The organism is Candidatus Merdisoma sp. HCP28S3_D10 (genome assembly GCF_052065835.1).
In the GTDB taxonomy this organism is placed as follows: Bacteria; Bacillota; Clostridia; order Lachnospirales; family Lachnospiraceae; genus Laedolimicola.
This window is the reverse complement of record NZ_JBQHTG010000001.1, coordinates 409,366-434,607: the sequence shown is the minus strand read 5'-3', so window position 1 is coordinate 434,607 and position 25,242 is coordinate 409,366. Positions and strand designations below refer to the sequence as shown.

Sequence of the window (25,242 nt, the reverse complement as noted above, 5' to 3'; positions counted from 1 at the left end):
GTCCACCGCATCAGAATGAAGGGAGAAAATAATAAAAATGAAATTTACCAAAATGCATGGAATCGGCAACGATTATGTATATATGGACTGTACGAAGGAACGTCTGGAAAATCCGGGCGAGATAGCACGTTTAGTCAGCGATCGGCACAAGGGCATCGGATCCGACGGCCTGATTCTGATTCAGTCCTCCGACGAGGCGGATTTTGAAATGGCCATGTACAACGCGGACGGTTCCTACGGAAAGATGTGCGGCAACGGGATCCGGTGCGTGGCGAAATATGTCTACGACAACGGCCTGACGGACAAGACGGAGATCAGCGTCATTTCCGGAGGAGCAGTCAAATACCTGAAGCTTACGGTAGAAGCAGGAAAGGTAAAGAAGGTGCGGGTCAACATGGGCGAGCCGATTCTGAAGCCGGAGCTGATTCCGGTGACAGGCGGGGGCGAGCGTCTGGTGGCCAGCCCCATCGTGATAGACAATCAGATTTATGAGATGACCTGCGTTTCCATGGGAAATCCCCATGCAGTGGTCTTCATGGAAGGCGTAGATGACCTGAAAATAGAAGAAATCGGTCCGAAATTCGAGAAGCACGAGCGTTTTCCCGATCGGGTCAATACAGAATTCGTAGAGCGCATGGATCGAAAAAATCTGAAAATGCGTGTGTGGGAGCGCGGATCCGGAGAAACCATGGCCTGCGGAACCGGCGCCTGCGCCACCGCGGTAGCCGCAATCCTGAACGGCTATGCGGATCGGAATGTGACCGTTCACCTTCTGGGCGGCGATCTGGAAATCTTCTGGGATGAAAAGGATAACTGCGTCTATATGACCGGACCGGCAGCTACCGTGTTTACCGGAGAATTTGATCCGGAGGAGCTTCGGGCCAGCGTAGAGGGACGTTAATAAATGTATGTGCCGGTGGCACGAGGAGGAGTGAATCTTATGTATAAAGTAAATGAAAATTATCTAAAACTTCCGGGAAGCTATCTGTTTTCCACCATCGGAAAGAAGGTGGCGGCTTACTCAGCGGAGCATCCGGAAAAAAGCATCATCCGTCTGGGAATCGGCGACGTGACCCAGCCGATCGCGCCGGCCATCATTGAGGCCATGCATAAGGCGGTAGACGAGATGGGACACGCAGAAACCTTCCATGGCTACGCGCCGGATCTGGGATATGAATTCCTCCGGAACGCTATTGCGAAAAATGACTATCAGGATCGGGGCGCGGATATCAAAGCGGACGAAATCTTTGTCAGCGACGGCGCGAAATGCGATTCCGGCAACATTCAGGAGATTTTCAGCCTGGACAACAGGATTGCGGTCTGCGATCCGGTCTATCCGGTTTATGTAGACACCAATGTGATGGCGGGACGAACCGGTACCTATGATCCGAAAACCGAGATATGGAGCGACGTGATCTATATGCCCTGTACCGCAGACAATGGGTTTGCGCCGGAGCTGCCGAAGGAGACGCCGGATCTGATTTATCTGTGCTTCCCCAATAACCCGACCGGATCGACCATTACAAAGGATCAACTGCAGGTCTGGGTGGACTATGCCAACAGAGTAGGCGCGGTTATCATCTACGATGCGGCTTATGAAGCATATATTTCCGAGGAAAATGTGCCCCACACCATTTACGAATGCGAGGGAGCGAGAACCTGTGCCATCGAGCTGAAGAGCTTTTCCAAAAATGCAGGCTTCACCGGTGTAAGACTTGGCTATACGGTGATTCCCAAGGATCTGAAATGCGGCGATGTATCCCTGCATGCGCTGTGGGCGAGACGCCACGGCACCAAGTACAACGGCGCGCCCTATATCGTGCAGCGGGCCGGCGAGGCGGTTTATTCCGAGGCCGGCAAGGCGCAGTTAAAGGAGCAGGTGGGATACTACATGAACAATGCGAAGACGATTCTGACAGGACTTAAGGACGCGGGATACACGGTGTCCGGCGGTGTAAACGCCCCGTACATCTGGCTGAAGACGCCGAATCAGATGACTTCCTGGGAGTTCTTCGATTATCTGCTTGAACATGCGGGCGTAGTCGGTACGCCGGGCTCCGGCTTCGGACCCAGCGGCGAGGGCTATTTCCGACTGACCGCCTTTGGCTCCCATGAAAATACGGTGAAGGCGCTGGAGAGAATTAAAGCATTGTAAGACAGACGATAGACGCAAGAAGACCGCGGGCTTTTGGTATCTATCTTCTTTTCCTTACTTCGTCCGTTTCCCAGGATTTTCCCTTGTGCCCCTCTGCCATCTGTGCTATAGTAAACAGGTTAGGAGGAGTTTACAACATGATAAACTGGAAAAAAATTACAGCTCTCACAGCGGCAGGACTCATGGCAGTATCCGCGGCAGGATGCCAGGGTAAAAAGGACGCAAAAAATGAGGATATCGATATAGCAGACGTAGTGGAAGAGACCGAAGATACAGCCGAGGCGGAGACGCCGGCGAAAGTTGTCTCCGATCTGGAAGCCAGCATATCCTGGTGGACCTATCCGGTATTTGTCCAGGACGAGGGCCAGGCCGACGGCACCTACGAGCAGACCCTGATTCAGAAATTCAATGAAAAATATCCGAACATAAAAGTAGAACTGAAGCTTCTGGACTATACCGACGGTCCGAACCTGGTAGAGGAACAGATTAAGGCCGAAGGCGGAGAGCTTCCCAACGTCCTGCTGGACGGGCCGGGCAGAATCAGCGGTTATGCGAAAAAGGGCATGCTGTCGGATATCAGCGATCTGTTTACCGATGAGGTGAAATCCGATCTGGTCAGCGAGGGAATCTTAAGTGCCTGCAGCGTGGGAGATACCTGCGTCATGTATCCTTTGAGCGGATCCAATTATGTCATGGCCTTCAACCGAGAAATGCTGGAGGGATCCGGCGCCATGGAGCTGATGAACCGGGAGGGAGCCTGCACCTGGACTACAGAAGCCTTTGAACAGGTGCTGGAGAAGCTGAACGCCTCCGGCTTCAATGCCGGAATGCTGTACTGCTCCGGTATCGCGGGAGATTACGCGACCCGTTCTTTCGTTACCAACCTCTACGACGGAAGTCTGATGAAGGAAGATAAGAGCGCCTACACCATGAACAGCGACGCCAATCAGAAGGCATTTTCCAAGATAAAGGAATGGATCAGCAAGGGTTGGATGCTGAACGGTACAGATTCCTCCGGTGCGGACGCCGTGGAAGAATTTGTGACAGGCAACAATTCCTACTGTCTGCTGTGGAGCCTGCCCCAGGCCATCAGCAATGCGGCGGCTCTGGAGGAGAACGGCGTAGATGTGGTAGTTATGCCCTATCCGTCGGAGGACGGAACCCCGTCGCTGGAATATATGCTGAACGGCTTTTGTATTTTTCAGACCGCGGACGAGGCCAAGGAACAGGCTTCCCGTTACCTGATTGATTTCCTGTGCAACGACGAATCTGTGGCAAAGGAAAATGTAGTACGAAGCGGCGCGTTTCCGGTACGGACTTCCATGGGCGACGTCTATGACGGAAATGAGGAAGCGCTGCTGTATGAGGCGCTGATGCCCTATAGCGGCACCTATTACCAGTCTGTCAAGGGCTTTGAAAAAATGCGGGTATACTGGTATCAGATGGAAACAGAGATTCTTGACGATCAGTACAGTGTTAAGGAAGCGACGAACAGCTTTACGGAATACGCCGACAAGACGCTGACAGAGAAAGAGGAAGAATAGTATGATAGGAATTCGCGGAGGAAGAATTCTGGACCCGGTAAGCGGCAGAGAATTTACCGGAGATTTGATTCTGGAAAAAGGAACAGTCAAAGCGATAGGGGCGAAGCTTGCTCTGGAAGGCTGCGAAGAGATTATAGACGCGGCAGGAATGGTAGTTGCGCCCGGACTGGTGGATGTGCATGTCCATTTCCGCGATCCGGGTCTTACCTATAAAGAAGATATCCAAACCGGAGCGACTGCAGCGGCGGCAGGCGGTTTTACGACCGTGATCTGCATGGCCAATACCAGACCGGTGGTGGATAACGCGGAAGTCCTGTCCTATGTCCTGGAGCAGGGACGAAAGACCGGGATCCATGTGCTTTCCTGCGTCTGTGTCACCAAAGGAATGCAGGGAAAAGAGCTGGTAGATATGGACGGCTTACGGGCAGCGGGAGCGGCAGGCTTTACCGACGACGGGATTCCAATTCTGGACGAAGCAGTTTTAAAGGCGGCGCTTCGGAAAGCAGAGGAGCTGCAGGTCCCGGTAAGCCTTCATGAGGAGGATCCGAAGCTGATTGCCAATAATGGAATCAACCGCGGGCCGGTCTCGGAGAAGCTTGGAATCGGAGGTTCCCCGGCGGAAGCGGAGATTACCATGGTGGAGCGGGATTGCCGTCTGGCGGAGGAGACCGGAGCCAGCGTCAATATCCAGCACATCAGTACAGCCGGAGCGGTAGAAGCTGTGCGCGCGTCCAAGAAGCGCGGTTCCCATGTGACAGCCGAGGCAGCGCCCCATCATTTCACACTGACGGACGAAGCGGTGCTTAGCTATGGCACACTGGCGAAGATGAATCCGCCCCTTCGGACGGAAGCAGACCGGCAGGCCGTCATCGAAGGCCTGAAGGACGGCACCATCGATATGATTGCCACCGACCACGCCCCTCATAGTATGGACGAGAAGAACAAACCCCTGACGGAAGCGCCCAGCGGTATCATCGGCCTGGAAACCTCTCTGGCCCTTAGTATCACGAAGCTTGTGAAGCCAGGTCATCTGACACTCATGGAGCTGATGCGGAAAATGAGTCAGAATCCGGCGGCATTGTATCATCTGCCCTTCCCGGGCATTGCCGAAGGCGCGCCTGCGGATCTGGTGATTTTTGATGAAAATGAGGAGTGGAAGGCGGAAGACTTCCGGTCCAAAGCAGTCAATACGCCTTTTGAGGGCTGGACCCTGACCGGACGGGTGCATTACACCATCTGTGACGGAAAGATAGTATACAAATTGTAAGTCATAAGAATGAAGCAAGGGTTGTCACAAAATAATGTGGACAACCCTTGCTATTTTTAATACATACAGTTATTTCTGCTCCTTCGACAGCAAATACTTTTTAAACCGGATAAATTCCCGTGTCTCCAACTGTTCCTTCTCAGGAAAGTTTAAGAAATCCATAACGGACTTGGCGTTGGCTCCGCTTAAGGGAATCAGGCTTTTATTGGGTACAGCTGCATAGTGCCGGGCGCTTCCCCCATCGGCAATGATATCAGAGTGGGCGGACAGATCCGTCAGCACCAGCTGATCCAGGGAGACGTCATAGATATCTGCCAGCATACAGATTAGTCCGATATCGGGAACGCGCTTGCCGCTCTCGTAGACCGTGTAGGTTTGCCGTGCAATATGAAGCTGTTCACTGATGTATTTCTGCGAATAGTTTCTGGCTTCGCGTAGACTGCGAAGATTAGCAGCCAGATAGGAACCGGACATCACGCATTCTCCTTCCGAAAAGATGGCATTATTATACCAGTTTGCGGATTGATATATGCGCAATGTCACAAAACGCAGCGCAAGACCAAATAATCCGTCATCAAGCGGTGACCATATAGGATATCAGAACTTTTTCTGACTGAGCGTACTGTTATGGTATGCGGAAGACCAGGTAACCTCTTCTCCGAACCATTCCGGCGGTGTAAACGTGTTGGCCTGCTCTTCGGATTCGAATTCCACCTCTGCCAGCCACAGTCCGTCAAAAGGCGCCGCGAAGACATCAAGCTCAATGGTAAGTCCGTCGGGCAACGGAATCAGATAACGTTTTTTGGAAATAATATTTCCATCGGCCTTGGCCTTCAGATGAGCGTAGCTTTCCGCGGTCAGGGGCAGATTGTATTCCTCGCGGCTCATAAGTCCTTTGGATTTGTAAGTGAGAATATAAGAATCGTCGCTGCGCCGTACCCGGACCACAGGCTCCGTACACAGATAGGCCTGCTCCAGCAATCTGCTCGGATAGGAAGCCAGGTTTTCCGGCAGCCTGGGAATTAAAAATTTTCGTTCGATTTCCATGAATAAACCTCCGTAAGCAATTGATAGGATAAAAGGACAGTAGCACATAGGTATAGAAAATTCAATGAAAATTTGTTATAATAACCGAAGAAAATAAGTCGATTCAGAAACAGAAACGAAGAACTGACAGAATACGGAAGGAGTCGGAAAAAATGAAAAAAGTAAGTATATTTTTGGCAGAGGGATTCGAGGAAGTAGAGGCGCTGACACCGGCGGATCTGCTGCGCAGAGCCGGAGCGGAGGTTACCCTGGTATCCATCGGCGATAAAAAAGAAGTGACCGGAAGCCACGGCATTGTTATCACCGCAGACTGTCTCTTTGCGGAAATGGATTTTACAGAGATGGATCTTCTGGTGCTGCCCGGTGGTATGCCCGGTACTCTGAATCTGAAAGCCTGCGAACCGCTGATGGAGCTTCTGAAGGAGCATTATGCCAAAGGCAGAAGACTGGCAGCTATCTGCGCCGCGCCCACAGTCCTGGGCCACACAGGACTGCTGAATGGCAAGAAGGCCACCTGCTATCCCAGCTGTGAGGATGGACTTACCGGAGCCATCTGCGAGACCGCCCCGGTTGTTACCGACGGCGTCATCACCACCAGCCGCGGCGTCGGAACTGCTATTCCTTTCGCCCTGAGCCTGATCGCCCAGCTCTACGGCCAGGAGAAGGCGGACGAGATCGCGAAGAGTATCGTGTACGAAGTGTAAGATGAAGAACAGGTTCCGGCAGACGGCTGTGCCAGAAACTTTCCTAAGGAGGGCCTATTTGCGCCCGAGCGTGGGAAATTTCTGGCACAGCCGTCTGCCGGAACCGTCCGTCTTATGAAAAAACTTCCAGCATATCCGCCGTCCCGCCGTGCCACACTACCATCATGGAGGTGATAACATGACACAGAAGAACAGCGGAAGCCAGAATCAGATGGCAGTCCCCGAAGCCAAAGCAGCGATGAGCCGCTTCAAGGAAGAAGTAGCCAGCGAGCTGGGCGTCCCCTTAAAGGAGGGCTATAACGGCGACCTGACAAGCGCCCAGGCCGGCTCCATCGGCGGCGAAATGGTCAGAAAAATGATCAAGAAGCAGGAAGAGCAGATGAGCGGCAGATAAGGAAAAGAAAAACAGCCCCCGGCGGGAACTCTGTGCCAAAGCAGAGAGCCCGCCGGGGGTTTTTCTGCGTAAGCTGATAAAAAACGCGGAATGGAGCCGCGTAAATTAGGCCAAAACACTTGATTTTTCGGGGAAACCCATGCTATACTATTAAAATGACTGTAAGTATGTAAACATATACGCAGAGAATTTGTGGAAGGCGCCGCGCGCCCCACACTTAAGGAGGAAAATAGAACATGAGTTTACAGGTTGAAAAATTAGAGAAGAACATGGCAAAGCTGACTGTAGAGGTAGCTGCAGAGGAAGTAGAGACAGCGCTCCAGAACGCTTACCTGAAGAATAGAAAGCAGATTTCTGTTCCGGGCTTCCGTAAGGGCAAGGTTCCGCGCCAGATGATCGAGAAGATGTACGGACCGGAAGTATTTTACGATGACGCTGCAAACGCGCTGATCCAGAAGGCATATCCGCAGGCAGCAGACGAGTGCGAGCTTGAGATCGTATCCCGTCCGACCGTAGATATCGTACAGCTGGAGAAGGGCAAGTCCTTCATCTTCACAGCAGAAGTAGCTGTAAAGCCGGAGGTTACCCTGGGCCAGTACAAGGGCATCGAGGTAGAGAAGGCAGATACTGCAGCGACCGATGAGGAAGTAAACGCAGAGATCGACAAGGAGCGCGAGGCAAACTCCAGAACCATCTCCGTAGAGGACAGAGCAGTTCAGGACGGCGATATGACCGTGATTGATTTCGAGGGCTTCGTTGACGGAGAGGCATTCGAGGGCGGCAAGGGAACCGATTACCCGCTGACCATCGGCTCCGGCGCATTTATCCCGGGCTTCGAGGAGAAGCTGGTAGGCGCAGAGATCGGTAAGGAAGTAGAAGTAGATGTAACCTTCCCGGAGGAGTACCATGCAAAGGAGCTGGCAGGAAAGCCGGCAGTATTCAAGTGCACCGTTAAGGAGATCAAGGTAAAAGAGCTTCCGGAGCTGGATGATGATTTCGCTCAGGACGTATCTGATTTCGATACTCTGGAGGAGTACAAGGCAGACGTCCGCAAGAAGGTAGAGGAAAAGAAGGCAGCAGAGGCTAAAGCTAAGAAAGAGGACGCTGTCATCGAGAAGATCATCGAGGGCGCTACCATGGAGGTTCCGGACGCTATGGTTGAGACACAGGCAGAGCGTATGGTAGATGAGTTCGCGCAGAGACTGCAGATGCAGGGACTCAGCATGGATCAGTACCTGCAGTTCACAGGCGGCAATGTTCAGGCTATGGTAGAGCAGTCCAAACCCCAGGCCCTGAAGCGTATCCAGAGCCGTCTGGTGCTTGAGGCAGTTGCAGCAGCAGAGAACCTGACCGCATCCGACGAGGAGCTGGACGCAGAGCTGGGCAGAATGGCTGAGCAGTACAAGATGGAGACAGAGAAGCTGAAAGAGATGTTCACAGAGGAAGATCTGAAGGGCGTAAGAGAGGATCTGGCTATTCAGAAGGCAGTAGAACTGATCACTGACGCAGCAGTAGAGAAATAATAAAGGATTGATTGAATATGACAAATATGAGTTTGGTACCTTATGTCATTGAGCAGACCAGCCGGGGAGAGCGTTCCTATGATATCTATTCCCGCCTGCTCAAGGACCGGATTATCTTTCTGGGGGAGGAAGTAACCGATGTGTCCGCAAGCCTGATCGTGTCCCAGCTCCTGTTTCTGGAGTCTGAGGATCCGAACAAGGATATCAGCCTGTATATTAACAGCCCGGGTGGTTCTGTAACCGCGGGTATGGCGATCTACGATACCATGCAGTATATCAAGTGCGACGTGTCCACCATCTGTATGGGAATGGCAGCCAGCATGGGAGCGTTCCTTCTGGCAGGCGGAGCGAAGGGTAAGCGTATGGCGCTTCCCAACGCGGAGATTATGATTCACCAGCCCTCCGGCGGAGCACAGGGCCAGGCTACAGACATCAAGATTGTAGCGGATCATATTCTGAAGACAAAGAAGAAGCTGAATGAGATTCTGGCAGCCAACACAGGACAGCCGCTGGATGTCATCGCGGCAGACACCGAGCGCGACAATTATATGAGCGCGGAGGAAGCAGTCGCATACGGCCTCATCGACAGCATTGTAACAAAGAGACAGTAATATAGAGGAAATTGTTGAATGGCTAGAATTAGTGATGATAAGGTGAGATGTTCTTTCTGCGGAAAGACAGGCGACCAGGTGCGAAAGATGATATCCGGACCCAGCGGAACCTTTATCTGCGACGAGTGCGTGGAGCTGTGCGCGGAACTGATCGAGGAGGAGCTTGAGCAGGACGAGGCACAGGATCAGGAAGAAGTGCGGGAGCAGATCAATCTGCTGAAGCCCAAGGAGATCAAAGCGGTCCTTGACGAGTATGTAATCGGTCAGGAGGACGCGAAAAAGGTACTTTCCGTGGCAGTTTACAATCACTACAAGCGGATTCTGGCGATGGAAGATAAGAAGGATACCTCGGACGTGGAACTGCAGAAAAGCAACGTTCTGCTGCTGGGTCCCACAGGATCCGGCAAGACGCTGCTGGCGCAGACCATGGCCCGTCTTCTGAATGTTCCGTTTGCTATCGCGGACGCCACCTCTCTGACAGAGGCCGGTTATGTGGGCGAGGATGTGGAGAACATTCTGCTGAAAATCATTCAGGCAGCGGATTACGATATTGAGCGTGCGGAGCACGGCATTATCTATATCGATGAGATTGACAAGATTACCAGAAAATCCGAGAATCCGTCCATTACCCGGGATGTGTCCGGCGAGGGCGTTCAGCAGGCATTGCTGAAGATTCTGGAGGGAACTGTTGCTTCCGTTCCGCCTCAGGGCGGCAGAAAGCATCCCCATCAGGAGCTGATTCAGATCGATACCACCAATATCCTGTTTATCTGCGGTGGAGCCTTCGAGGGTCTGGAGAAGATCATCGAGCACCGGATGGATCGCAGAAGCATGGGCTTTGGCGCATATCTGGGACGTCCCAATGAAAATGATGAGATTGGTCATCTGCTTCATGAGATGCTCCCGGAGGATCTGGTGAAGTTCGGTATGATTCCGGAGTTCGTGGGTCGTCTGCCGGTGACGGTAGCCCTGGACGCCCTGACCAAGGAAGATATGGTGCGGATTCTGGTGGAGCCGAAAAATTCCATCGTAAAGCAGTATAAGAAGCTGTTTGAGCTGGACGGCGTGAAGCTGTCCTTTGAGCGGGAGGCTATCGAAGCCATCGCGGAGCAGACAGTAAAGCGGAAGACAGGAGCCAGAGGACTTCGTTCCATTATGGAAGGTATCATGATGGATACCATGTACGAGATTCCGTCTGACGATCACATTACCAACTGCATGATTACAAAAGAGGTTGTAGAGGGAACGGGAACGCCTGTGACCGCAAGCAACGAGATAAAAGCCCGGGCGTAAGACCGGAGTCAGAAAGAGTTCCGCAAGCGGAACTCTTTTTCTGGAATAGGAAACTACCTAAGATAAAAATTAGAACAATACAGATGAGAAGGAGGATATTATGACAGATGTAATCGAAACCATGCCCGTGGTAGCGCTTCGCGGGATGACTATCCTTCCCGACATGGTCATACATTTTGACGTGAGCAGAGAGCGCTCGGTGAAAGCCATCGAGGAAGCCATGCTGAGAGAACAGAGAGTATTTCTGGTGCCCCAGAGGGACGTCCAGGTGGAGAATCCGGGGCCGGAGGATCTATACCGAATCGGTACGATCGCTTCCGTGAAGCAGGTAATCAAAATGCCTCAGAAGATTATCCGGGTACTGGCGGAAGGACTGGAACGTGGCGAATTAGGCCATTTTTCAGGAAAGGGAGACTATCTGGAGGCGGAAATTATCCGTTCTCCGGAGGATACCAGTCTGGAGGGGCTGCCGGAAAGCGCCCGGGAAGCCATGCTCCGGAACCTGGCAGAGACCTTCAGCTTCTATTGTAAGGAAAACGGAAAGCCGGGCAAGGATACCGAGCGCCAGATTCTGGAAGAACACGATTTGAAGAAAATGATGAGCCAGGTGATGATCAACCTGCCGCTTTTCTATGAAGACAAGCAGAAACTCTTAGAGGCAGAGAACCTGTCCGAACGCTATGAGCTTTTGTGCCTTCTGATGAATAAAGAGCTTGAAATCCAGCGTTTCCGCCGGGAGCTGCAGGAAAAGGTGAAGGCCCGTGTGGACAAGGGACAGCGGGATTACCTTCTGCGAGAGCAGATGAAGGTTATCCGGGAGGAGCTGGGCGAGGACGACACCCTGACAGAGGCCGATCATTTCACCGAAGAGGTGAAGAAGCTGAAGGCTTCCGCGGAAGTGAAGGAGAAGCTGAATAAGGAGATTGCCCGTTTCAAAAGTATGGGTATGAATTCCTCCGAGAGCGCGGTGCTGCGGGGATACATCGAAACCATGCTGGAGCTTCCCTGGGACAAGACCTCCCGGGACAGCAATGACCTGAAGAGAGCCGAGGAGATCCTGGACGAGGATCATTACGGTATGGAAAAGGTCAAGGAGCGGGTGCTGGAGTACCTGGCTGTACGGATCCTGACGAAGAAGGGCAGCAGTCCCATTCTCTGTCTGGTCGGCCCGCCCGGTACAGGCAAGACCTCTATCGCGCGTTCCATTGCCAGAGCCCTGAACAAAAAATACGTCCGGATTTCCCTGGGCGGCGTCCGGGACGAGGCGGAGATCCGCGGTCACCGGAGAACCTATGTGGGAGCCATGCCGGGCCGTATCGCAGCAGGCATGAAGCAGGCAGGCGTAAAGAATCCGCTGATGCTGTTGGACGAGATTGACAAGGTCAGCAGCGATTACAAGGGAGATACCTCATCCGCGCTTCTGGAGGTGCTGGATTCTGAGCAGAACAGCAAGTTCCAGGATCACTATGTAGAGATTCCCATGGATCTGTCGGAGGTGCTATTTATCGCCACAGCCAATGACGTGCAGACGATTCCGCGTCCGCTTCTGGATCGTATGGAGCTTATCGAGGTCAGTAGCTACACGGAGAATGAAAAGGAACATATCGCAAGAGAGCACCTGATTGGCAAACAGATGGAAAAGAACGGTCTGAAAGATGGACAGCTCACCATCAGTCCGAAGGCGTTGGAAACTCTGATTCACAGCTATACCCGGGAGGCGGGCGTGCGCCAGCTGGAGCGCAAAATCGGCGAGGTCTGCCGGAAAGCGGCCCGGGAGATTCTGGAGCAGAAGAAAACGTGTGTACGGCTCACAGAAAGCAATCTGGAAAAATATCTGGGCAAGCCTCGGTATCATTATGATATGGCAAATGAGAACGACGAGATCGGTATCGTCCGGGGTCTGGCCTGGACTAGCGTGGGCGGCGACACCCTGCAGATTGAGGTCAACATCATGCCTGGAAAGGGCGAGATATCCCTGACCGGCCAGCTGGGCGACGTGATGAAAGAATCCGCCCGGACCGGCTTAAGCTATATCCGCTCTGTCAGCGACCGATACGGGATTGACAAAGCCTTCTTCCAGGAGCATGATATACATATCCACATACCGGAGGGGGCTGTGCCCAAGGACGGTCCGTCCGCAGGTATCACCATGGCGACAGCGATGTTATCTGCGATGACGGGTATTCCGGTCTACGCCCATGTGGCTATGACTGGTGAAATCACCCTGCGGGGTCGGGTGCTTCCCATCGGCGGCCTGAAGGAGAAGCTTCTGGCAGCCAAAAGCGCCGGAATCCGGACCGTTATCGTGCCGGAGAAGAACCGCAGGGACGTGGAAGAGATTTCCTCGGAGATTAAGAAGGGGCTGCAGATTGTCTATGCGGAGCAGATGGAAGATGTGTTGAAAACAGCATTTCACGGAAAAGCGTGAGATAACGGAGAAATGAAATGATTATTAAAAATGTAAGTCTGGAGACGGTCTGCGGTATCACCAGCCGTCTCCCGGAAAATGAACTGCCGGAGATTGCTTTCGCGGGCAAGTCCAATGTAGGGAAATCCTCTCTGATCAACGGACTCTTAAACCGCAAGGCCCTGGCCCGGACCTCGGCCCAGCCGGGAAAAACCCAGACCATTAACTTTTATAACGTAAATCAGGCCATGTACCTGGTGGATCTGCCCGGTTATGGCTATGCGAAGGTGACTCAGGAGATTCGCGAAAAATGGGGCAAGCTCATCGAGCGGTATCTTCATGGATCCAAGCAGCTCAAGGCGGTCTTTTTGTTGATTGATATCCGCCATGAGCCCTCGGAAAATGATAAGCGCATGTATGAGTGGATTGTCTGGAACGGCTATGACCCGATTATCATTGCCACCAAGCTGGATAAGATTAAGCGCAGCCAGATTCAGAAGCAGCTGAAGCTTATCCGCACCGGGCTTCAGGTAAAGCCGGGCACACAGATTTTGCCCTTTTCCGCGGAAACCAAGCAGGGACGGGACGAGATCTGGGCGCTGATTGATACACTGATTACGCCGGAGCCGGAGGAACAGGCAGAAGTGCCGGAAGCGTAACAGAACAGAAAATCGAAAAGAGGGAAAGATATGGACAGAAAGTACTTGAGAAATCTGGTCAACATTGTACTGTTTCTTGTGGGGGTGGTGCTGGTCTGTCTTTTGGTACCGCGGTTTCTGATCTTTTTCATGCCCTTCGTGGTGGGCTGGATCATCGCTATGATTGCCAACCCACTGGTGAAGTTTATGGAGAAGCGGTTGAAAATCGTGCGGAAACACAGTTCCATGGTGATTATCATCGGAACCATTGCTCTGATTGTGCTGGGCGGCTACGGAATCCTTTCCTGGCTGGCCCGGGAGCTTTACGGCTTTATCGGAGTTCTGCCGGAGCTCTATGAGGCACTGCTGGGAGATCTGCAGGATACCAGTGTAAACCTGGCCGGTCTGTCGGCAAAGATACCGCCGGAGTTTCTGGAGAAGCTGGCCCAGACCGTTGAGAGCCTGACAGAATCCCTGGGCAATCTGATCAGCACCATTGGCGTGCCGACGGTGACGGCGGCGGGAAATATCGCGAAGAACATACCGAATATTCTGGTCAATGTGATTTTCACCATTTTGTCCGCCTACTTTTTTATCGCAGAGCGGGATAAAATCCTCCAGTGGGGAAGAGAACATACGCCGGAGGAGGTACGCTCCAAATGGCACTTTATCACGGGAAAATTCCAGGGCGCGGTGGGCGGCTACTTCAAGGCCCAGTTCAAAATTATGGGCATAGTCGCGGTCATCCTGCTGGTGGGATTCTTTATCCTGCATATCAAATATGCCATTCTCTGGGCAATTTTGATTGCGTTCCTTGATTTTCTTCCATTTTTTGGAACCGGAACGGCGCTGATTCCCTGGGCGGTGCTGAAGGCCCTGAGCGGCGATTACAGATTTGCGGTGGGACTGGTGATCATCTATCTGGTCAGCCAACTGGTGCGTCAGGTGATCCAGCCCAAGATTGTGGGCGACACCGTCGGTCTGAACCCCCTGTCCACCATGGTGTTTATGTATATCGGTTATAAGATGGGCGGAATTTTTGCCATGATCATCGCGGTTCCGGTGGGACTGATCGTTATCAATCTCTATGAGGCGGGAGCCTTTGACGATATCATCAAAGATGTGAAAGAGTTGGCCGAAGGGCTGAACGCGTATAGAAAAGGAGAGTAGGGCAGCCTGCTCTCCTTTTACTCTATAGGAAATACTGTGTTACAGGATTCTTTCTTAAAAATTCAGATAGTTACAGAAGATTCTGCATGAGATATGCGTAGATCTGCTGGCTCCGGGAACTCCAGTTGGCGCAGATGGATTCCGCCTGCTCCCTGGTGGGAACGGTCAGCGTCAGATCGATGAGGGCAGAGCCCTTTTCCAGAACCCGGCAGCGGGCAGCGTATTCGCCGTTCCCGGTGGGGTAATAGTCAGCCGGAACAGACACTTCATTGCGGAGCTCGTATTTGTGCTCCTTCAGATATTCCTCGATCTCCTCCTGAATCTGGGAGGAGATTTTATTTCCAAAAAATTCCAGCGTCTTCTGCCCTTCCCCGGTGATGGAGTAGAAGGAGGTGTTGCGGACGGTCTTCAGGTGGAGAAAATGAGCCTCCACCAGCTCGGACAGAGCCGTCTGTACCGTAAAATAATCGGTATATTCCTTATCCAGCATGAATTCGGAAAGCTGGCCGTTGCTCATGGGGAAGCTTACCTTGTCCAGAATATGGAGAAGAATCAGTTTGTATAGGGTTAATGTATCGGACATGACAGTTTTTACCTTCCTTTCCTTTCGGATTTACGGCGTCTGGCAGGAATACAGTCGTCCCTGCCAGGTATCCCTTTGCTTCAGCTCCCGGTGGATGGTGTTCAGAACCTGGCGCTTGGCCTGGCTCCAGAGAGGGGAGATAAGCAGCTCCTTCGGTCCGTCCCCGGTCAGTCGGTGAATCACCAGATCCGGACGGGAAACCTCCAGACAGCGGATCACCAGATCCACGTATTCCTCCAGGGTCAGTACCGGAAATCCGGTTTCTTTATAATAAGAGGCCAGATCCGTACCCTTCAGGATATGGAGAAGCTGCAGCTTGACGCCGTCGGCTCCGGAGTCGCTGATATACCGGACGGTATCCAGAATCATGCGTTCCGTTTCTCCGGGAAGTCCCAGAATGGCGTGTACCACAGTCTCTATCCCCCGGTGCCGAAGTTGTCTCATGGCTTCGTCATAGACGGACAGAGGATAACCCCGCCGGATCAGAGCAGCCGTTTCCTCGTGGATGGTCTGTAGTCCCAGCTCCACCCAGACCGGCTTTTTCCGGTTCAGCTCCTCCAGAAGATCCAGGACCTCCGGTCCCAGACAGTCGGGGCGGGTAGCGATGGAAAGCACCACAACGTCCGGATGGGAAATGGCTTCCGTAAAAATCCTCCGGAGATGCTCTATGGGAGCATAGGTATTCGTATAGGCCTGAAAATAAGCGATATAGTGCCGGACGGGCCGCTTTCCGGCTAGGCGCCTTTTTGCGTCCTCGATCTGCTCCGTCACCGTAAGGGCGGGACTGGAGGCAAAATCTCCGGAGCCCCCGGCACTGCAGAAGATACAGCCCCGGCTGCCTAAGGTTCCGTCCCGGTTGGGACAGGTACAGCCGCCGTTCAGCGACAGCTTATATATTTTTTCTCCGAAGCGTTCCTGTAAAGCGTCATTCAGCGAACGGTAGCGTTCCTGTGGCATAAAAAGTCTCCCTGTTTCTTTTCGTTATCTAATAGTATAGCTTTTTCACCGGCAGAATGTCAAGGAAGGGAAAAACTGTAATTGATATTTGCAGACGGATAGTATATAATTAAATAACTATGTAAAAAACTGAAGAAAATGGAAAAGTGATATCATACAGGAGGAAAATATTTATGAACGAATATCAGGATACCTATGAAAAGGAAATCAGCCTGATGGATCTATTGTTTTACTGCCTGAAAAAATGGCGCTGGATTGTGGCTGCGATGCTGGTGACGGCAGTATTGGCAGGCGCTTATAAGTATCAGGCAACGGTAAAGGAAAATACCGTGAAAAAGGAAGCGGCAGCCGAACTGGAAAAGGACGGAAAAACTGCGGAGAAGCAGAAAAAAGAAGTTGTCACCAATCCGAATATAGAATATTATGAACGGTCTATCGAGAACACCAGAAAAAATCTGGATAACGTCCGGGATTATCTGGATACCTCTGTGCTGATGCAGATGGACGCTTATCATCTGAATACCGGAGTGCTGAGCTTTTATATCCAGGCAGATAACATGAGCAACAGTATGTTGGGAAATCTCATGTCTGCATACAAAAGCTTTACAGAGGAAGGAAGTCTGGCAGAGACATTGCTGAAGACAGATAAAACCTTTGATCAATCTGAGATGCAGTATCTGATCCGCTTTGAGAGCGAGGATACTTTTTCAATGGAGCAGAGTATCTCCGAAGAATTAACTTCTTCTCTCTATGTGGCAGGTATGGGACGGCAGCAGCCCAGAGTATTCCGGGTCGAGATCACAGCGGATACAGAAAAACATGTGGAGGCCTATACAGAAGCAGCAAGGCAGGCGTTGTATGATTATTCAGAGAAGCTGAAGGAGAAAATGGGAGAACATACGCTGGAGCTGCTTTCTGAGACGCAGACCGAGCGCATCGATCAGGAAATTCAGGATTATCAGACCAGTATTCTGAATACCTATAACAATCTGTTTTCCAATTTAAAAACGATGCAGTCTGATCTGAAAACGATAAAGGATCAGGAAGGTGAGACCATTGTAGTTGGAGAGGAAGTAACCTATGAAAATCCGGTGAAAGATGGCGTAAAATATGCGGTTATAGGTCTGGTTCTCGGGGCTTTTCTGGCAGCCTTTGTTCTGGTTGTCATGTATCTGATGAGCGGCAGACTGCAGGGCCTGGATGACTTCCGGCAGGAATTTGAGATGCCGTTGCTGGGCCATGTTACCGGAAGAGAGGGCAAAAAGCGTCCGTTTGGTTTTGTTGACAGCTGGCTGACACACCTGGAAGAGGGCGGATATGCGGATATCACTTATGAGGAGCGCGTAAAAATTGCGGCGTCTAATGTAAAGACGGCAGCCAGAGAGGCTGGAGTGACAAAGCTTATGCTTGCGGGTACCATCGCAAGGGAGGAGGCAGAAGCATTTCGTGCAGAATTTGTCAGAGAGCTGGGGGAACTCACACTTTCTGATTATGAACGCATTGTATTTCAGGCAGCTGCGCTGGATGAGATAGGTAATTACGAAGGTGTGATCTTCCTGGAGAAGCAGGGAGTATCCTATAGCAAACTGATTAAGAAGGAGCGTGCAATGGCTGCTGACAGAGGCGTCAGAGTGCTGGGCACAGTGGTATTATAAATTTAAGGAAAATAAGACAGGAAACGCCCTGCAGCAGATAGATGGCTGCAGGGCGTTTCCTGGCTTGTATGTGGTTAAACGGCAGTTTTTCCCGAGGAGCTTCTGTTCAGATATTCGCAGAAAATTGCGATAAGATCCTTGGGGCAAGGCGTCTTATCTGTCCAGACAGGGCAGCCGGTCATCTGAATGAGCAGCTGCCGACCGTTATTTTTCATCATTACATTACGGATAGTCCGAATGTCCCGTTCCACGTTGCTGACCGTGGTGGCATGTTCAAAGGCAATGGTCATATAAATTTCCTTTTTGATACACTGGAGGCGGGTAGGATCCTGAATGGCCAATTCCACGGCGCGGATGAAATAATGATACCCACAGTAGTGACTGAATACGCCAACTGAGCTTAGCAGGGTCTGGATTGTTTGTTTCATACTAGAAAACTCCCCTCGTGATAAAAATAAACAAACAGATACGGTGAAATGTTTGTTGTATGAAATAATAACGGATAGAGGGATAAAATTCCTTCAAAAAAATAAAAATGAAAGAAAAATAAAAAAGTACTTGCATTTTCTTGGTTGCTTGACTATAATAAACCAAAACATTGAAAGACAAATGTCCGCGAGGAAAAGACATTCCGGAATGGACCGGTGAGGAGGAGCGAAACATGTATTCATTAGATGAAGTGAAGGTGACAGACAGCGAAGTAGCAGCGGCGATTGAGGCGGAGATGGCGCGCCAGAACAGCCACATTGAGTTAATTGCATCGGAAAACTGGGTATCCAAGGCAGTGATGGCAGCCATGGGAAGCCCGTTGACCAATAAATACGCGGAAGGATATCCGGGAAAACGCTATTACGGCGGCTGTGAATGTGTAGACGAGGTAGAGCGTCTGGCAATCGAGCGGGCAAAGAAGCTGTTCGGCTGCGAGTACGTGAATGTACAGCCCCACTCCGGCGCTCAGGCCAATATGGCAGTGCAGTTCGCCATGCTGAAGCCGGGAGATACGATTATGGGACAGAACCTGGCACACGGCGGACATCTGACTCACGGAAGCCCCGCCAATTTCTCCGGCACCTATTTTCATGTAGTACCTTACGGAGTCAACGATGACGGCGTGCTGGACTATGACGAGATTCTTCGGATTGCGAAGGAATGCAGGCCGAAAATGATCATTGCAGGAGCCAGCGCCTACGCAAGAACCATTGATTTCAAACGGTTCCGGGAGATTGCAGATGAGGTGGGTGCTTACCTGATGGTAGACATGGCGCACATCGCGGGACTGGTGGCGGCAGGCGTGCATCCGAGCCCGATTCCCTATGCCCATGTGACGACAACGACCACACACAAGACCTTACGGGGACCGAGAGGCGGCATGATTCTCTCCGACGCGGAGACGGCGAAGCAGTTTCATTTCAATAAGGCCGTATTTCCGGGAATCCAGGGCGGCCCGCTGATGCATGTGATTGCAGCCAAGGCAGTCTGCTTCCAGGAGGCGCTGCAGCCTGAATATAGAGAATATCAGCAGCAGATTGTGAAGAACGCCCAGGCACTCTGCAAGGGACTGATGGATCGGGGAATCAAGATTGTGTCAGGTGGTACGGACAATCATCTGATGCTGCTGGATCTGACGCCCTTTGATCTGACCGGTAAAGAGGTGGAAAATCTGCTGGATGGAGCCAATATCACAGCGAATAAGAACACCATTCCCAACGATCCCAAGTCCGCGTTTGTGACCAGCGGCGTCCGGATCGGAACTCCGGCAGTTACAGCCAGAGGGCTGAAGGAAGAGGATATGGAGACCATCGCCGAGGCGGTAGCCCTGATGATCAGAGAGGGGGAAAGCGCCGCAGAAAAGGCGAAGGCCCTGGTCAAGAGCCTGACAGACAAATATCCGCTGGATATGTAAAAATACAGAGAAAACAGTGTGTGCCCCCGGAACCGGATAGCGGTTTCCGGGGGTTTTTGACGGCCCGGATTTAGGCAAATTAAGAATTAATTAAATAGTTTTTCGTATATCTCTGTGCTATACTGAACATATATAACACTAGATATGGCAGTCGGCGGGAAAATAGCCGGGCTGCGCGCACAGGAGAGAGAGCATGGCGCAGAAAAGAGAACCTGTGATTCAGGTAAAGAATCTGTACAAGATCTACCGGGTCGGCGAGAACAAGGTACGGGCGCTGAACGGTGTGGATTTGACCATCTACCGGGGCGAGTTTTGTTCCATTGTGGGAACCTCCGGTTCCGGTAAGTCAACGATGCTGAATATGCTGGCAGGTCTGGAGAAGCCCACCAAGGGCGAGATTGTCATTGCAGGACAGCATCTGGAAAAAATGAATGAGAATCAGCTGGTAAAGTTCCGGCGGGAGCATGTGGGCTTTATTTTTCAGTCCTTTAATCTGCTGGGAACCATGGACGCAGTGGAAAATGTGGCGCTGCCGTTGATGTTCCGGGGGATTCCGAAGAAGGAACGGATGGCGAAGGCAGATAAAATGCTGGATCTGGTAGGACTGTCCAAGCACAAGGATCATCGCCCCAACGAGATGTCGGGCGGTCAGCAGCAGCGTGTGGGCGTGGCCAGGGCGCTGGTAGTGGATCCGGAGATTATCTTTGCGGATGAGCCTACGGGAAATCTGGATTCCAATACATCGGCAGAGGTCATGCGGCTGATGCAGAAGATTGTGCGGGAGCGGAACCAGACGCTGGTTATGGTAACCCACGACAATCATCTGGCCAGCTTTGCGGACCGGATTTTCCATATTATAGACGGTAAGATTGTGAAGATAGAAGACAACCGAAATAAATCAGAGCAGATAGAGGGGGAATAAGAAAAATGAAGAATAAGTGGATGAAAAAAATACTGGTGCTGATGATGTGCGGCGCGCTGGCAGTTCCGGCGGCAGGAATGGCGCAGCCTATGGTGGCGCAGGCGGAAGAAACTGATACCGCTGACGCAGCGTATAAGACAAAGGCCATTTCATTATTGGAACAGTATTATTTGAAAGAACAAAAAGCAATAGAGAATCAAGGAAAAAAAGACGAGGCAGAGAAGTATAGAGATGGACAGATTGAGTTAATCAAACGCGATGAAGTTACGTCTAAAAAGGTAATTGATGGAATTGTAAGTGATGCAGAGGCACAGTTTAAGGCCTATGGCACACCCTCTGCCACTCCTGACGACAGCGACACCCCCGATACCACCCCAACGACCACCAACAATAACATCATGGTGGGCGGTAATTGGGTAACCCCGGTGGCCAACGCGGGCCAGCAGGTCAACGTGGTGCTTCCGGTGGTCAACATGGGACGTACCCGTGTGAAAAATGTGGTAGTGACTCCGGCTATCAGCGAGGACGCGGCAAAATGGCCCTTTGAGATTGAAACCTCCAATTACAGCCAGACCATCGACCGTCTGCCGGGTACAGACGACGGCGGTACGGATATGGAGCGGCGCCGGGAGCTGACCTGGACGCTGAGAACCCGGAAGGACGCTCCCAGCGGCTATATGCCCATTTCCTTTAATGTAACCTTTGAAAATGATGATAAGAGCCTGAGCAATGTAACCTTGACTTCCTATGTAAAAGTAGTGGGAACCACAGGAATCTCAGCGGACGGCAAGTCCTCTACACCCCGTGTCATTGTAACCGGATTTTCCACCAGTCCGGAGACCGTACACGCAGGCGACACCTTCACGCTGACCCTGCACATGCAGAACACCTCCAAGGCTACCGCGGTAAAGAATATGGTATTTGATATCCAGGCAGCCAGCGAGAGCACCGATACCACCTATGTGGCGGCTTCCTTCCTGCCCACCGCAGGATCCAGCACCGTATTCGTGGACAAGATTGCGGCAGGCGCGAACAAGGACATCAGCATTGAGCTGGAGGCCCGTTCCGACCTGGCCCAGAAGCCTTACGTCATCAATGTAAAGATGGATTATGAGGACGAGAGTGTCAACGCTTATGAGAATACCGCCAGTGTATCCATTCCGGTGCGCCAGGAGGCACGGGTTGACACCAGCAGTATCGAGGTGACGCCCCAGTCCATCGAGGTGGGCGGTGAGGCCAACGTATCCTTCAGCCTCTATAATATCGGAAAAACCAAGCTTTACAATGCTTCTGTAAAGTTCCAGGCAGATTCCGTCACCGGCGGCGACACCTATCTGGGTAATATCGATCCGGGCGCAACCGGTTCCGTGGACGCGTATCTGAGCGGCGCGGCAGCCACCACAGACGATGGCAAGGTGAAAATTCTCATTACCTTTGAGGACGAGTCCGGAGAAAAAACAACCGTCGAGAAAGAGATGGAACTCTATGTGACGGAAATGATGAATTATGATGATGGAATGACGGACGACGGAATGATGGACGATGGCGGTCAGTCCCAGGGCGGTTTCAAGATCTGGTATGTCCTGGTTCCGCTGGTGCTTATCCTTGCAGCCGTTGCGGCGGTTATCATCATTCGTAAGAAAAAGGCAAAGAAAGCGGCAGCTCTTCTGGACGCAGAGGATCTGGACGGCCTGGAGGAAGTGGATCTGGGCGAGGACACAGAAGACACTGACGACGCAGACGATACAGAAAAGGAGTAATCCATGAGTTTTAGCGATTTGCTCAAAATGAGTCTGAGCAGCCTCTGGAGACGGAAGCTCAGAACAGTTCTGACGGTGCTGGGCGTAGTTGTGGGAACGGCTTCCATTATGGTTATGATTTCCCTGGGACTGGGACTCAGCAAGTCCAATATGGAACAGATCGAGCAGTACGGAGGCCTGACCACGATTACGGTCTACCCCAATGAAAGTGGCGGCGGAATGAATTACGGCGGGGGCGGCATGGCCATGACTGCGGAAAGCAGTATGTCGGGCTCTGCAGGCAATGAGCCGATCCGGATCAATGACACCATGATGGAGACGCTGGCAGCCATCGATCATGTGGAGCTCGCCTCACCGGTTCTCTCCACCTCAGCCATTGCCAAGTATGGGAAATGGGAAGCTTATCTAAATATCCAGGGTATGAGTAAGGAAGCCCTGCAGAAGATGAACCTGGAGCTGACAGAGGGAAGCGAGCTGCCGCTGTCAGACTCGGAGCTGAAATTCTTATACGGCAATACGGTAATCACAGACTTCTATGACGCAAAGACGAACCAGTATTACTGGGATACGGGCCAGCTGGCAGACATTGATTATATGAAGGATCCGCTGTTTATCATTTTCGATACGGACGCCTACTGGAACAGCAAGAATGGCGGTACCGACGAGAACGGAGCTCCGGTGGCCGCACCGAAGAAGTATCTGATTCCGGCCTGCGGCGTGATGGCGGGTACAGAAAATGACTATACGGAGAATTCCAACAGCGTCCTCTGTGATGTGGAAGCGCTGAAAATGCAGCTGAAAAAGATTTATAAGGGAAAGGCCATTCCGGGCCAACCTACCAACAAGTCCGGCAAGCCCTATAAAGAGATTTATTACGATTCCGCCTATATCCGTGTGGACGATATGAAGAATGTCAAGGCTGTGCAGCAGGAGATCAAAAACCTGGGTCTGCAGGCCAGCAGCAACGCGGAGTGGATGGAGCAGGTGCAGCAGAGTTCCCGTTCCATTCAGGCAACCCTGGGCGGTATCGGCGCCGTATCCCTGTTCGTGGCGGCGATCGGTATCGCGAATACCATGATGATGTCCATCTATGAGCGCACCAAGGAAATCGGCGTTATGAAGGTGCTGGGCTGCGATATGGCGGCTATCCGGAATATGTTTCTGGCAGAGGCCGGCTTCATCGGCCTGATCGGCGGCGTAGTAGGAATCATGCTCAGTTATATCATTTCAGCGGTCATTAATTTCGTGGTGAGGGAGAGTTACGCCAATATCTCCTATATTCCTCCGTATCTGACCCTGCTGGCGCTTGTTTTTGCAGTGGTGATCGGTATGCTGGCCGGATTGTTCCCGGCGCTTCGGGCTATGCGTTTAAGTCCGCTGGCGGCGATACGAAACGAGTAAGAGAAAAGCCCGAAAGAGGGCTGCAGATAGAAGTAAAGACGGTAAGAGAACATGAAAAAGAACAGCAAAAAGAGACGGAAAAAAGCATTACTCCGGCTGCAATATGTTCTGACGGGAGCAGCGGTGGTCTGCGTGGCAGTCATTGCCCTGCTTCTGGTCAATGTACTCCGAGACGAGAAAGAGAGCAGACCCGGCAGCAACGCTGGGCCTGCTCTTTTGGAGTCAGGGGAAGATACAGCTGCTGCAACGGAAACAGAAATAGAAACAACGACAGATGGGCAGCGGGACGAAAGAAAAGAGGACGTTTTGCAAAGTCCGGAAGAGCTGGCTTCGGAACCCGGGGTTTCCCGTATCCGTATCGTACTGGATCCCGGTCACGGCGGCCCAGGAACCACCGATGAGCAGGAACTGGGTGCGAAATACCGGGATACTTTCGAGAAATACCTGACCCTGAAAATCGCCCGGGCAGCAGGGCAAGAGCTGTCCACCTACGGCAATGTGGAAGTCCTGTACACCCGGGAGACAGACAAAGCCATGACCTTGAAGGAGCGGGCGGCCTGTGCTAAAGCTGTGGACGGGGACTGCCTGATTAGCTTTCATCTTAACGCCTCCGAGGAGCATCATTTTTTCGGATCTGAGGTATTCACCTCAGCCTTTGGAACGTATTATGCCTTTGGAAAGGGAATGGGCGATCAGGTGCTGAAGCAACTGGAGGCAGACGGCTTTGTATCCAAAGGGGTGAAAACCAGATTGGGCCGGAAGGGGTCTGATTATTACGGAATTATCCGCGAAAGTAAAGAACAGGGAATTCCCGCGATAATCATTGAACACGGTTATATGGATCAGGACGGCGACTGGAGCCGTATGGATACCGATGAGAAGTTAATACAGCTTGGAAAAAGCGACGCTGCCGGAATCGCCGCGTTCTTTGGCTTGCAGAAGGGGAAAAATCTGCCGGAGCTGCCCGCTGCTGATACCACGGAACCGGTATCTTCTCCGGTGCGTCCCGATACCACCGATCCGGTCAACGTTTACTACACACTGACCCGCCAGGATCCGGCGAACGCCCAGATCACCCTCCACGCAGAAGATCCCGACAGCCGCGTCATGTATTATGATTACAGTACGGACACAGGGGCTACCTGGTCCGAACTGTATCTGTGGCCGGAGGAAACCGGTCCCGACATCACTTTTGTGCTCCCTGTGACGGAAGCCAAAGAAGCGGAGCTTCTGATACGTGCCTATAACACCTACGAGCTCCGAACAGAAGCTGTCCGTAGATAAAAAAACAGCCGGGAGTGTCCTACA

At 52.0% G+C, this 25,242-nt stretch carries 23 protein-coding genes; 18 read left to right on the top strand and 5 right to left on the bottom strand.

Translation table 11 applies throughout. The features are described 5' to 3' along the window. Positions 1–37 precede the first annotated feature (37 nt). The 4 genes from dapF to ACTNCH_RS01995 all read left to right on the top strand — a co-directional run bounded on the left by dapF (position 38) and on the right by ACTNCH_RS01995 (position 4,966). A complete protein-coding gene (gene dapF / locus ACTNCH_RS02010; RefSeq protein WP_441015235.1) occupies positions 38–901 on the top strand; it encodes a diaminopimelate epimerase in 864 nt (287 codons plus the stop codon). 39 nt (positions 902–940) lie between these two features. Continuing rightward, positions 941–2,155, top strand: a complete 1,215-nt coding sequence (locus ACTNCH_RS02005; protein ID WP_441015237.1) for an LL-diaminopimelate aminotransferase — start codon at positions 941–943, stop codon at positions 2,153–2,155. A gap of 137 nt (positions 2,156–2,292) precedes the next feature. Beyond that, the gene (locus ACTNCH_RS02000) at positions 2,293–3,699 is read left to right on the top strand and encodes an ABC transporter substrate-binding protein (RefSeq protein ID WP_441015239.1); all 1,407 of its coding nucleotides are present in this window, start codon (positions 2,293–2,295) and stop codon (positions 3,697–3,699) included. A gap of 1 nt (position 3,700) precedes the next feature. After that, on the top strand, positions 3,701–4,966 hold the full coding sequence (locus ACTNCH_RS01995) for a dihydroorotase (RefSeq protein ID WP_441015241.1): 1,266 nt from the start codon (positions 3,701–3,703) through the stop codon (positions 4,964–4,966). Between the two features lie 69 nt (positions 4,967–5,035). Here ACTNCH_RS01995 and ACTNCH_RS01990 read toward each other — a convergent pair whose 3' ends face one another. Then, positions 5,036–5,440: a helix-turn-helix domain-containing protein gene (locus tag ACTNCH_RS01990; RefSeq protein ID WP_441015243.1), complete on the bottom strand. Its 405-nt coding sequence runs from the start codon at positions 5,438–5,440 to the stop codon at positions 5,036–5,038. Positions 5,441–5,563: 123 nt separating this feature from the next. After that, positions 5,564–6,013, bottom strand: a complete 450-nt coding sequence (locus ACTNCH_RS01985) for a CYTH domain-containing protein (RefSeq protein WP_441015245.1) — start codon at positions 6,011–6,013, stop codon at positions 5,564–5,566. Positions 6,014–6,165: 152 nt separating this feature from the next. Here ACTNCH_RS01985 and ACTNCH_RS01980 point away from each other — a divergent pair, with 152 nt between their 5' ends. The 8 genes from ACTNCH_RS01980 (at position 6,166) to ytvI (ending at position 14,753) form a co-directional block, all read left to right on the top strand. Next, positions 6,166–6,717, top strand: a complete 552-nt coding sequence (locus ACTNCH_RS01980) for a DJ-1 family glyoxalase III (RefSeq protein ID WP_441015247.1) — start codon at positions 6,166–6,168, stop codon at positions 6,715–6,717. Between the two features lie 178 nt (positions 6,718–6,895). Then, a complete protein-coding gene (locus ACTNCH_RS01975) occupies positions 6,896–7,111 on the top strand; it encodes a small, acid-soluble spore protein, alpha/beta type (protein ID WP_441015249.1) in 216 nt (71 codons plus the stop codon). 236 nt (positions 7,112–7,347) lie between these two features. After that, complete coding sequence (tig, locus tag ACTNCH_RS01970; protein ID WP_441015251.1) at positions 7,348–8,634, top strand: trigger factor; 1,287 nt, start codon at positions 7,348–7,350, stop codon at positions 8,632–8,634. Positions 8,635–8,660: 26 nt separating this feature from the next. After that, complete coding sequence (gene clpP / locus ACTNCH_RS01965) at positions 8,661–9,245, top strand: ATP-dependent Clp endopeptidase proteolytic subunit ClpP (RefSeq protein WP_441016123.1); 585 nt, start codon at positions 8,661–8,663, stop codon at positions 9,243–9,245. An 18-nt stretch (positions 9,246–9,263) separates the two neighbouring features. Next, entirely contained in the window at positions 9,264–10,538 is a 1,275-nt protein-coding gene (gene clpX / locus ACTNCH_RS01960; protein ID WP_441015253.1) for an ATP-dependent Clp protease ATP-binding subunit ClpX, read from the top strand. A gap of 100 nt (positions 10,539–10,638) precedes the next feature. Then, positions 10,639–12,966, top strand: a complete 2,328-nt coding sequence (lon, locus tag ACTNCH_RS01955) for an endopeptidase La (RefSeq protein ID WP_441015255.1) — start codon at positions 10,639–10,641, stop codon at positions 12,964–12,966. A 17-nt stretch (positions 12,967–12,983) separates the two neighbouring features. Further along, a complete protein-coding gene (gene yihA, locus ACTNCH_RS01950) occupies positions 12,984–13,604 on the top strand; it encodes a ribosome biogenesis GTP-binding protein YihA/YsxC (protein ID WP_441015257.1) in 621 nt (206 codons plus the stop codon). Positions 13,605–13,634: 30 nt separating this feature from the next. Further along, positions 13,635–14,753, top strand: a complete 1,119-nt coding sequence (ytvI, locus tag ACTNCH_RS01945) for a sporulation integral membrane protein YtvI (RefSeq protein WP_441015259.1) — start codon at positions 13,635–13,637, stop codon at positions 14,751–14,753. Between the two features lie 70 nt (positions 14,754–14,823). On the opposite strand, the gene ACTNCH_RS01940 is transcribed toward ytvI, so the two are convergent. Together ACTNCH_RS01940 and ACTNCH_RS01935 are read right to left on the bottom strand one after the other, a co-directional pair. Next, positions 14,824–15,336, bottom strand: coding sequence for a DUF4364 family protein (locus tag ACTNCH_RS01940; protein ID WP_441015261.1), 513 nt, complete (start codon positions 15,334–15,336; stop codon positions 14,824–14,826). 30 nt (positions 15,337–15,366) lie between these two features. Beyond that, positions 15,367–16,293 carry a TIGR01212 family radical SAM protein gene (locus tag ACTNCH_RS01935; RefSeq protein ID WP_441015263.1) on the bottom strand — a complete coding sequence of 309 codons (927 nt, stop codon included), beginning with the start codon at positions 16,291–16,293 and terminating at the stop codon, positions 15,367–15,369. Positions 16,294–16,466: 173 nt separating this feature from the next. Between ACTNCH_RS01935 and ACTNCH_RS01930 the strand changes: the two genes are divergently transcribed. Beyond that, entirely contained in the window at positions 16,467–17,948 is a 1,482-nt protein-coding gene (locus ACTNCH_RS01930; protein ID WP_441015265.1) for a hypothetical protein, read from the top strand. A gap of 74 nt (positions 17,949–18,022) precedes the next feature. Here ACTNCH_RS01930 and ACTNCH_RS01925 read toward each other — a convergent pair whose 3' ends face one another. Continuing rightward, positions 18,023–18,376 (bottom strand): sporulation initiation factor Spo0A C-terminal domain-containing protein, encoded by a 354-nt coding sequence (locus ACTNCH_RS01925; protein ID WP_441015267.1) that lies wholly within the window; start codon positions 18,374–18,376, stop codon positions 18,023–18,025. 233 nt (positions 18,377–18,609) lie between these two features. Here ACTNCH_RS01925 and glyA point away from each other — a divergent pair, with 233 nt between their 5' ends. From glyA to ACTNCH_RS01900, 5 genes are all read left to right on the top strand, one after another. Next, a complete protein-coding gene (gene glyA, locus ACTNCH_RS01920; RefSeq protein WP_441015269.1) occupies positions 18,610–19,851 on the top strand; it encodes a serine hydroxymethyltransferase in 1,242 nt (413 codons plus the stop codon). 193 nt (positions 19,852–20,044) lie between these two features. Further along, positions 20,045–20,773, top strand: a complete 729-nt coding sequence (locus tag ACTNCH_RS01915; protein ID WP_441015271.1) for an ABC transporter ATP-binding protein — start codon at positions 20,045–20,047, stop codon at positions 20,771–20,773. Between the two features lie 5 nt (positions 20,774–20,778). Then, positions 20,779–22,533 carry a COG1361 S-layer family protein gene (locus tag ACTNCH_RS01910; protein ID WP_441015273.1) on the top strand — a complete coding sequence of 585 codons (1,755 nt, stop codon included), beginning with the start codon at positions 20,779–20,781 and terminating at the stop codon, positions 22,531–22,533. A gap of 3 nt (positions 22,534–22,536) precedes the next feature. Next, positions 22,537–23,934 (top strand): ABC transporter permease, encoded by a 1,398-nt coding sequence (locus ACTNCH_RS01905; RefSeq protein ID WP_441015275.1) that lies wholly within the window; start codon positions 22,537–22,539, stop codon positions 23,932–23,934. A 51-nt stretch (positions 23,935–23,985) separates the two neighbouring features. Further along, on the top strand, positions 23,986–25,218 hold the full coding sequence (locus ACTNCH_RS01900) for an N-acetylmuramoyl-L-alanine amidase family protein (RefSeq protein WP_441015277.1): 1,233 nt from the start codon (positions 23,986–23,988) through the stop codon (positions 25,216–25,218). The last annotated feature ends 24 nt before the right edge of the window (positions 25,219–25,242 follow it).

Excerpts from the sequence above, each read along its gene's own strand:
- dapF (WP_441015235.1), top strand. The coding sequence starts at position 38 with ATGAAATTTACCAAAATGCATGGAATCGGCAACGATTATGTATATATG.
- yihA (WP_441015257.1), top strand. The coding sequence starts at position 12,984 with ATGATTATTAAAAATGTAAGTCTGGAGACGGTCTGCGGTATCACCAGC.
- glyA (WP_441015269.1), top strand. The coding sequence starts at position 18,610 with ATGTATTCATTAGATGAAGTGAAGGTGACAGACAGCGAAGTAGCAGCG.
- clpX (WP_441015253.1), top strand. The coding sequence starts at position 9,264 with ATGGCTAGAATTAGTGATGATAAGGTGAGATGTTCTTTCTGCGGAAAG.
- ytvI (WP_441015259.1), top strand. The coding sequence starts at position 13,635 with ATGGACAGAAAGTACTTGAGAAATCTGGTCAACATTGTACTGTTTCTT.
- ACTNCH_RS01995 (WP_441015241.1), top strand. The coding sequence starts at position 3,701 with ATGATAGGAATTCGCGGAGGAAGAATTCTGGACCCGGTAAGCGGCAGA.
- ACTNCH_RS01940 (WP_441015261.1), bottom strand. The coding sequence starts at position 15,336 with ATGTCCGATACATTAACCCTATACAAACTGATTCTTCTCCATATTCTG.
- ACTNCH_RS01915 (WP_441015271.1), top strand. The coding sequence starts at position 20,045 with ATGGCGCAGAAAAGAGAACCTGTGATTCAGGTAAAGAATCTGTACAAG.
- ACTNCH_RS01975 (WP_441015249.1), top strand. The coding sequence starts at position 6,896 with ATGACACAGAAGAACAGCGGAAGCCAGAATCAGATGGCAGTCCCCGAA.
- ACTNCH_RS01930 (WP_441015265.1), top strand. The coding sequence starts at position 16,467 with ATGAACGAATATCAGGATACCTATGAAAAGGAAATCAGCCTGATGGAT.
- ACTNCH_RS01905 (WP_441015275.1), top strand. The coding sequence starts at position 22,537 with ATGAGTTTTAGCGATTTGCTCAAAATGAGTCTGAGCAGCCTCTGGAGA.
- clpP (WP_441016123.1), top strand. The coding sequence starts at position 8,661 with ATGAGTTTGGTACCTTATGTCATTGAGCAGACCAGCCGGGGAGAGCGT.
- tig (WP_441015251.1), top strand. The coding sequence starts at position 7,348 with ATGAGTTTACAGGTTGAAAAATTAGAGAAGAACATGGCAAAGCTGACT.
- ACTNCH_RS01990 (WP_441015243.1), bottom strand. The coding sequence starts at position 5,440 with ATGTCCGGTTCCTATCTGGCTGCTAATCTTCGCAGTCTACGCGAAGCC.
- ACTNCH_RS01980 (WP_441015247.1), top strand. The coding sequence starts at position 6,166 with ATGAAAAAAGTAAGTATATTTTTGGCAGAGGGATTCGAGGAAGTAGAG.
- ACTNCH_RS01985 (WP_441015245.1), bottom strand. The coding sequence starts at position 6,013 with ATGGAAATCGAACGAAAATTTTTAATTCCCAGGCTGCCGGAAAACCTG.
- lon (WP_441015255.1), top strand. The coding sequence starts at position 10,639 with ATGACAGATGTAATCGAAACCATGCCCGTGGTAGCGCTTCGCGGGATG.
- ACTNCH_RS01910 (WP_441015273.1), top strand. The coding sequence starts at position 20,779 with ATGAAGAATAAGTGGATGAAAAAAATACTGGTGCTGATGATGTGCGGC.
- ACTNCH_RS02000 (WP_441015239.1), top strand. The coding sequence starts at position 2,293 with ATGATAAACTGGAAAAAAATTACAGCTCTCACAGCGGCAGGACTCATG.
- ACTNCH_RS02005 (WP_441015237.1), top strand. The coding sequence starts at position 941 with ATGTATAAAGTAAATGAAAATTATCTAAAACTTCCGGGAAGCTATCTG.
- ACTNCH_RS01925 (WP_441015267.1), bottom strand. The coding sequence starts at position 18,376 with ATGAAACAAACAATCCAGACCCTGCTAAGCTCAGTTGGCGTATTCAGT.
- ACTNCH_RS01900 (WP_441015277.1), top strand. The coding sequence starts at position 23,986 with ATGAAAAAGAACAGCAAAAAGAGACGGAAAAAAGCATTACTCCGGCTG.
- ACTNCH_RS01935 (WP_441015263.1), bottom strand. The coding sequence starts at position 16,293 with ATGCCACAGGAACGCTACCGTTCGCTGAATGACGCTTTACAGGAACGC.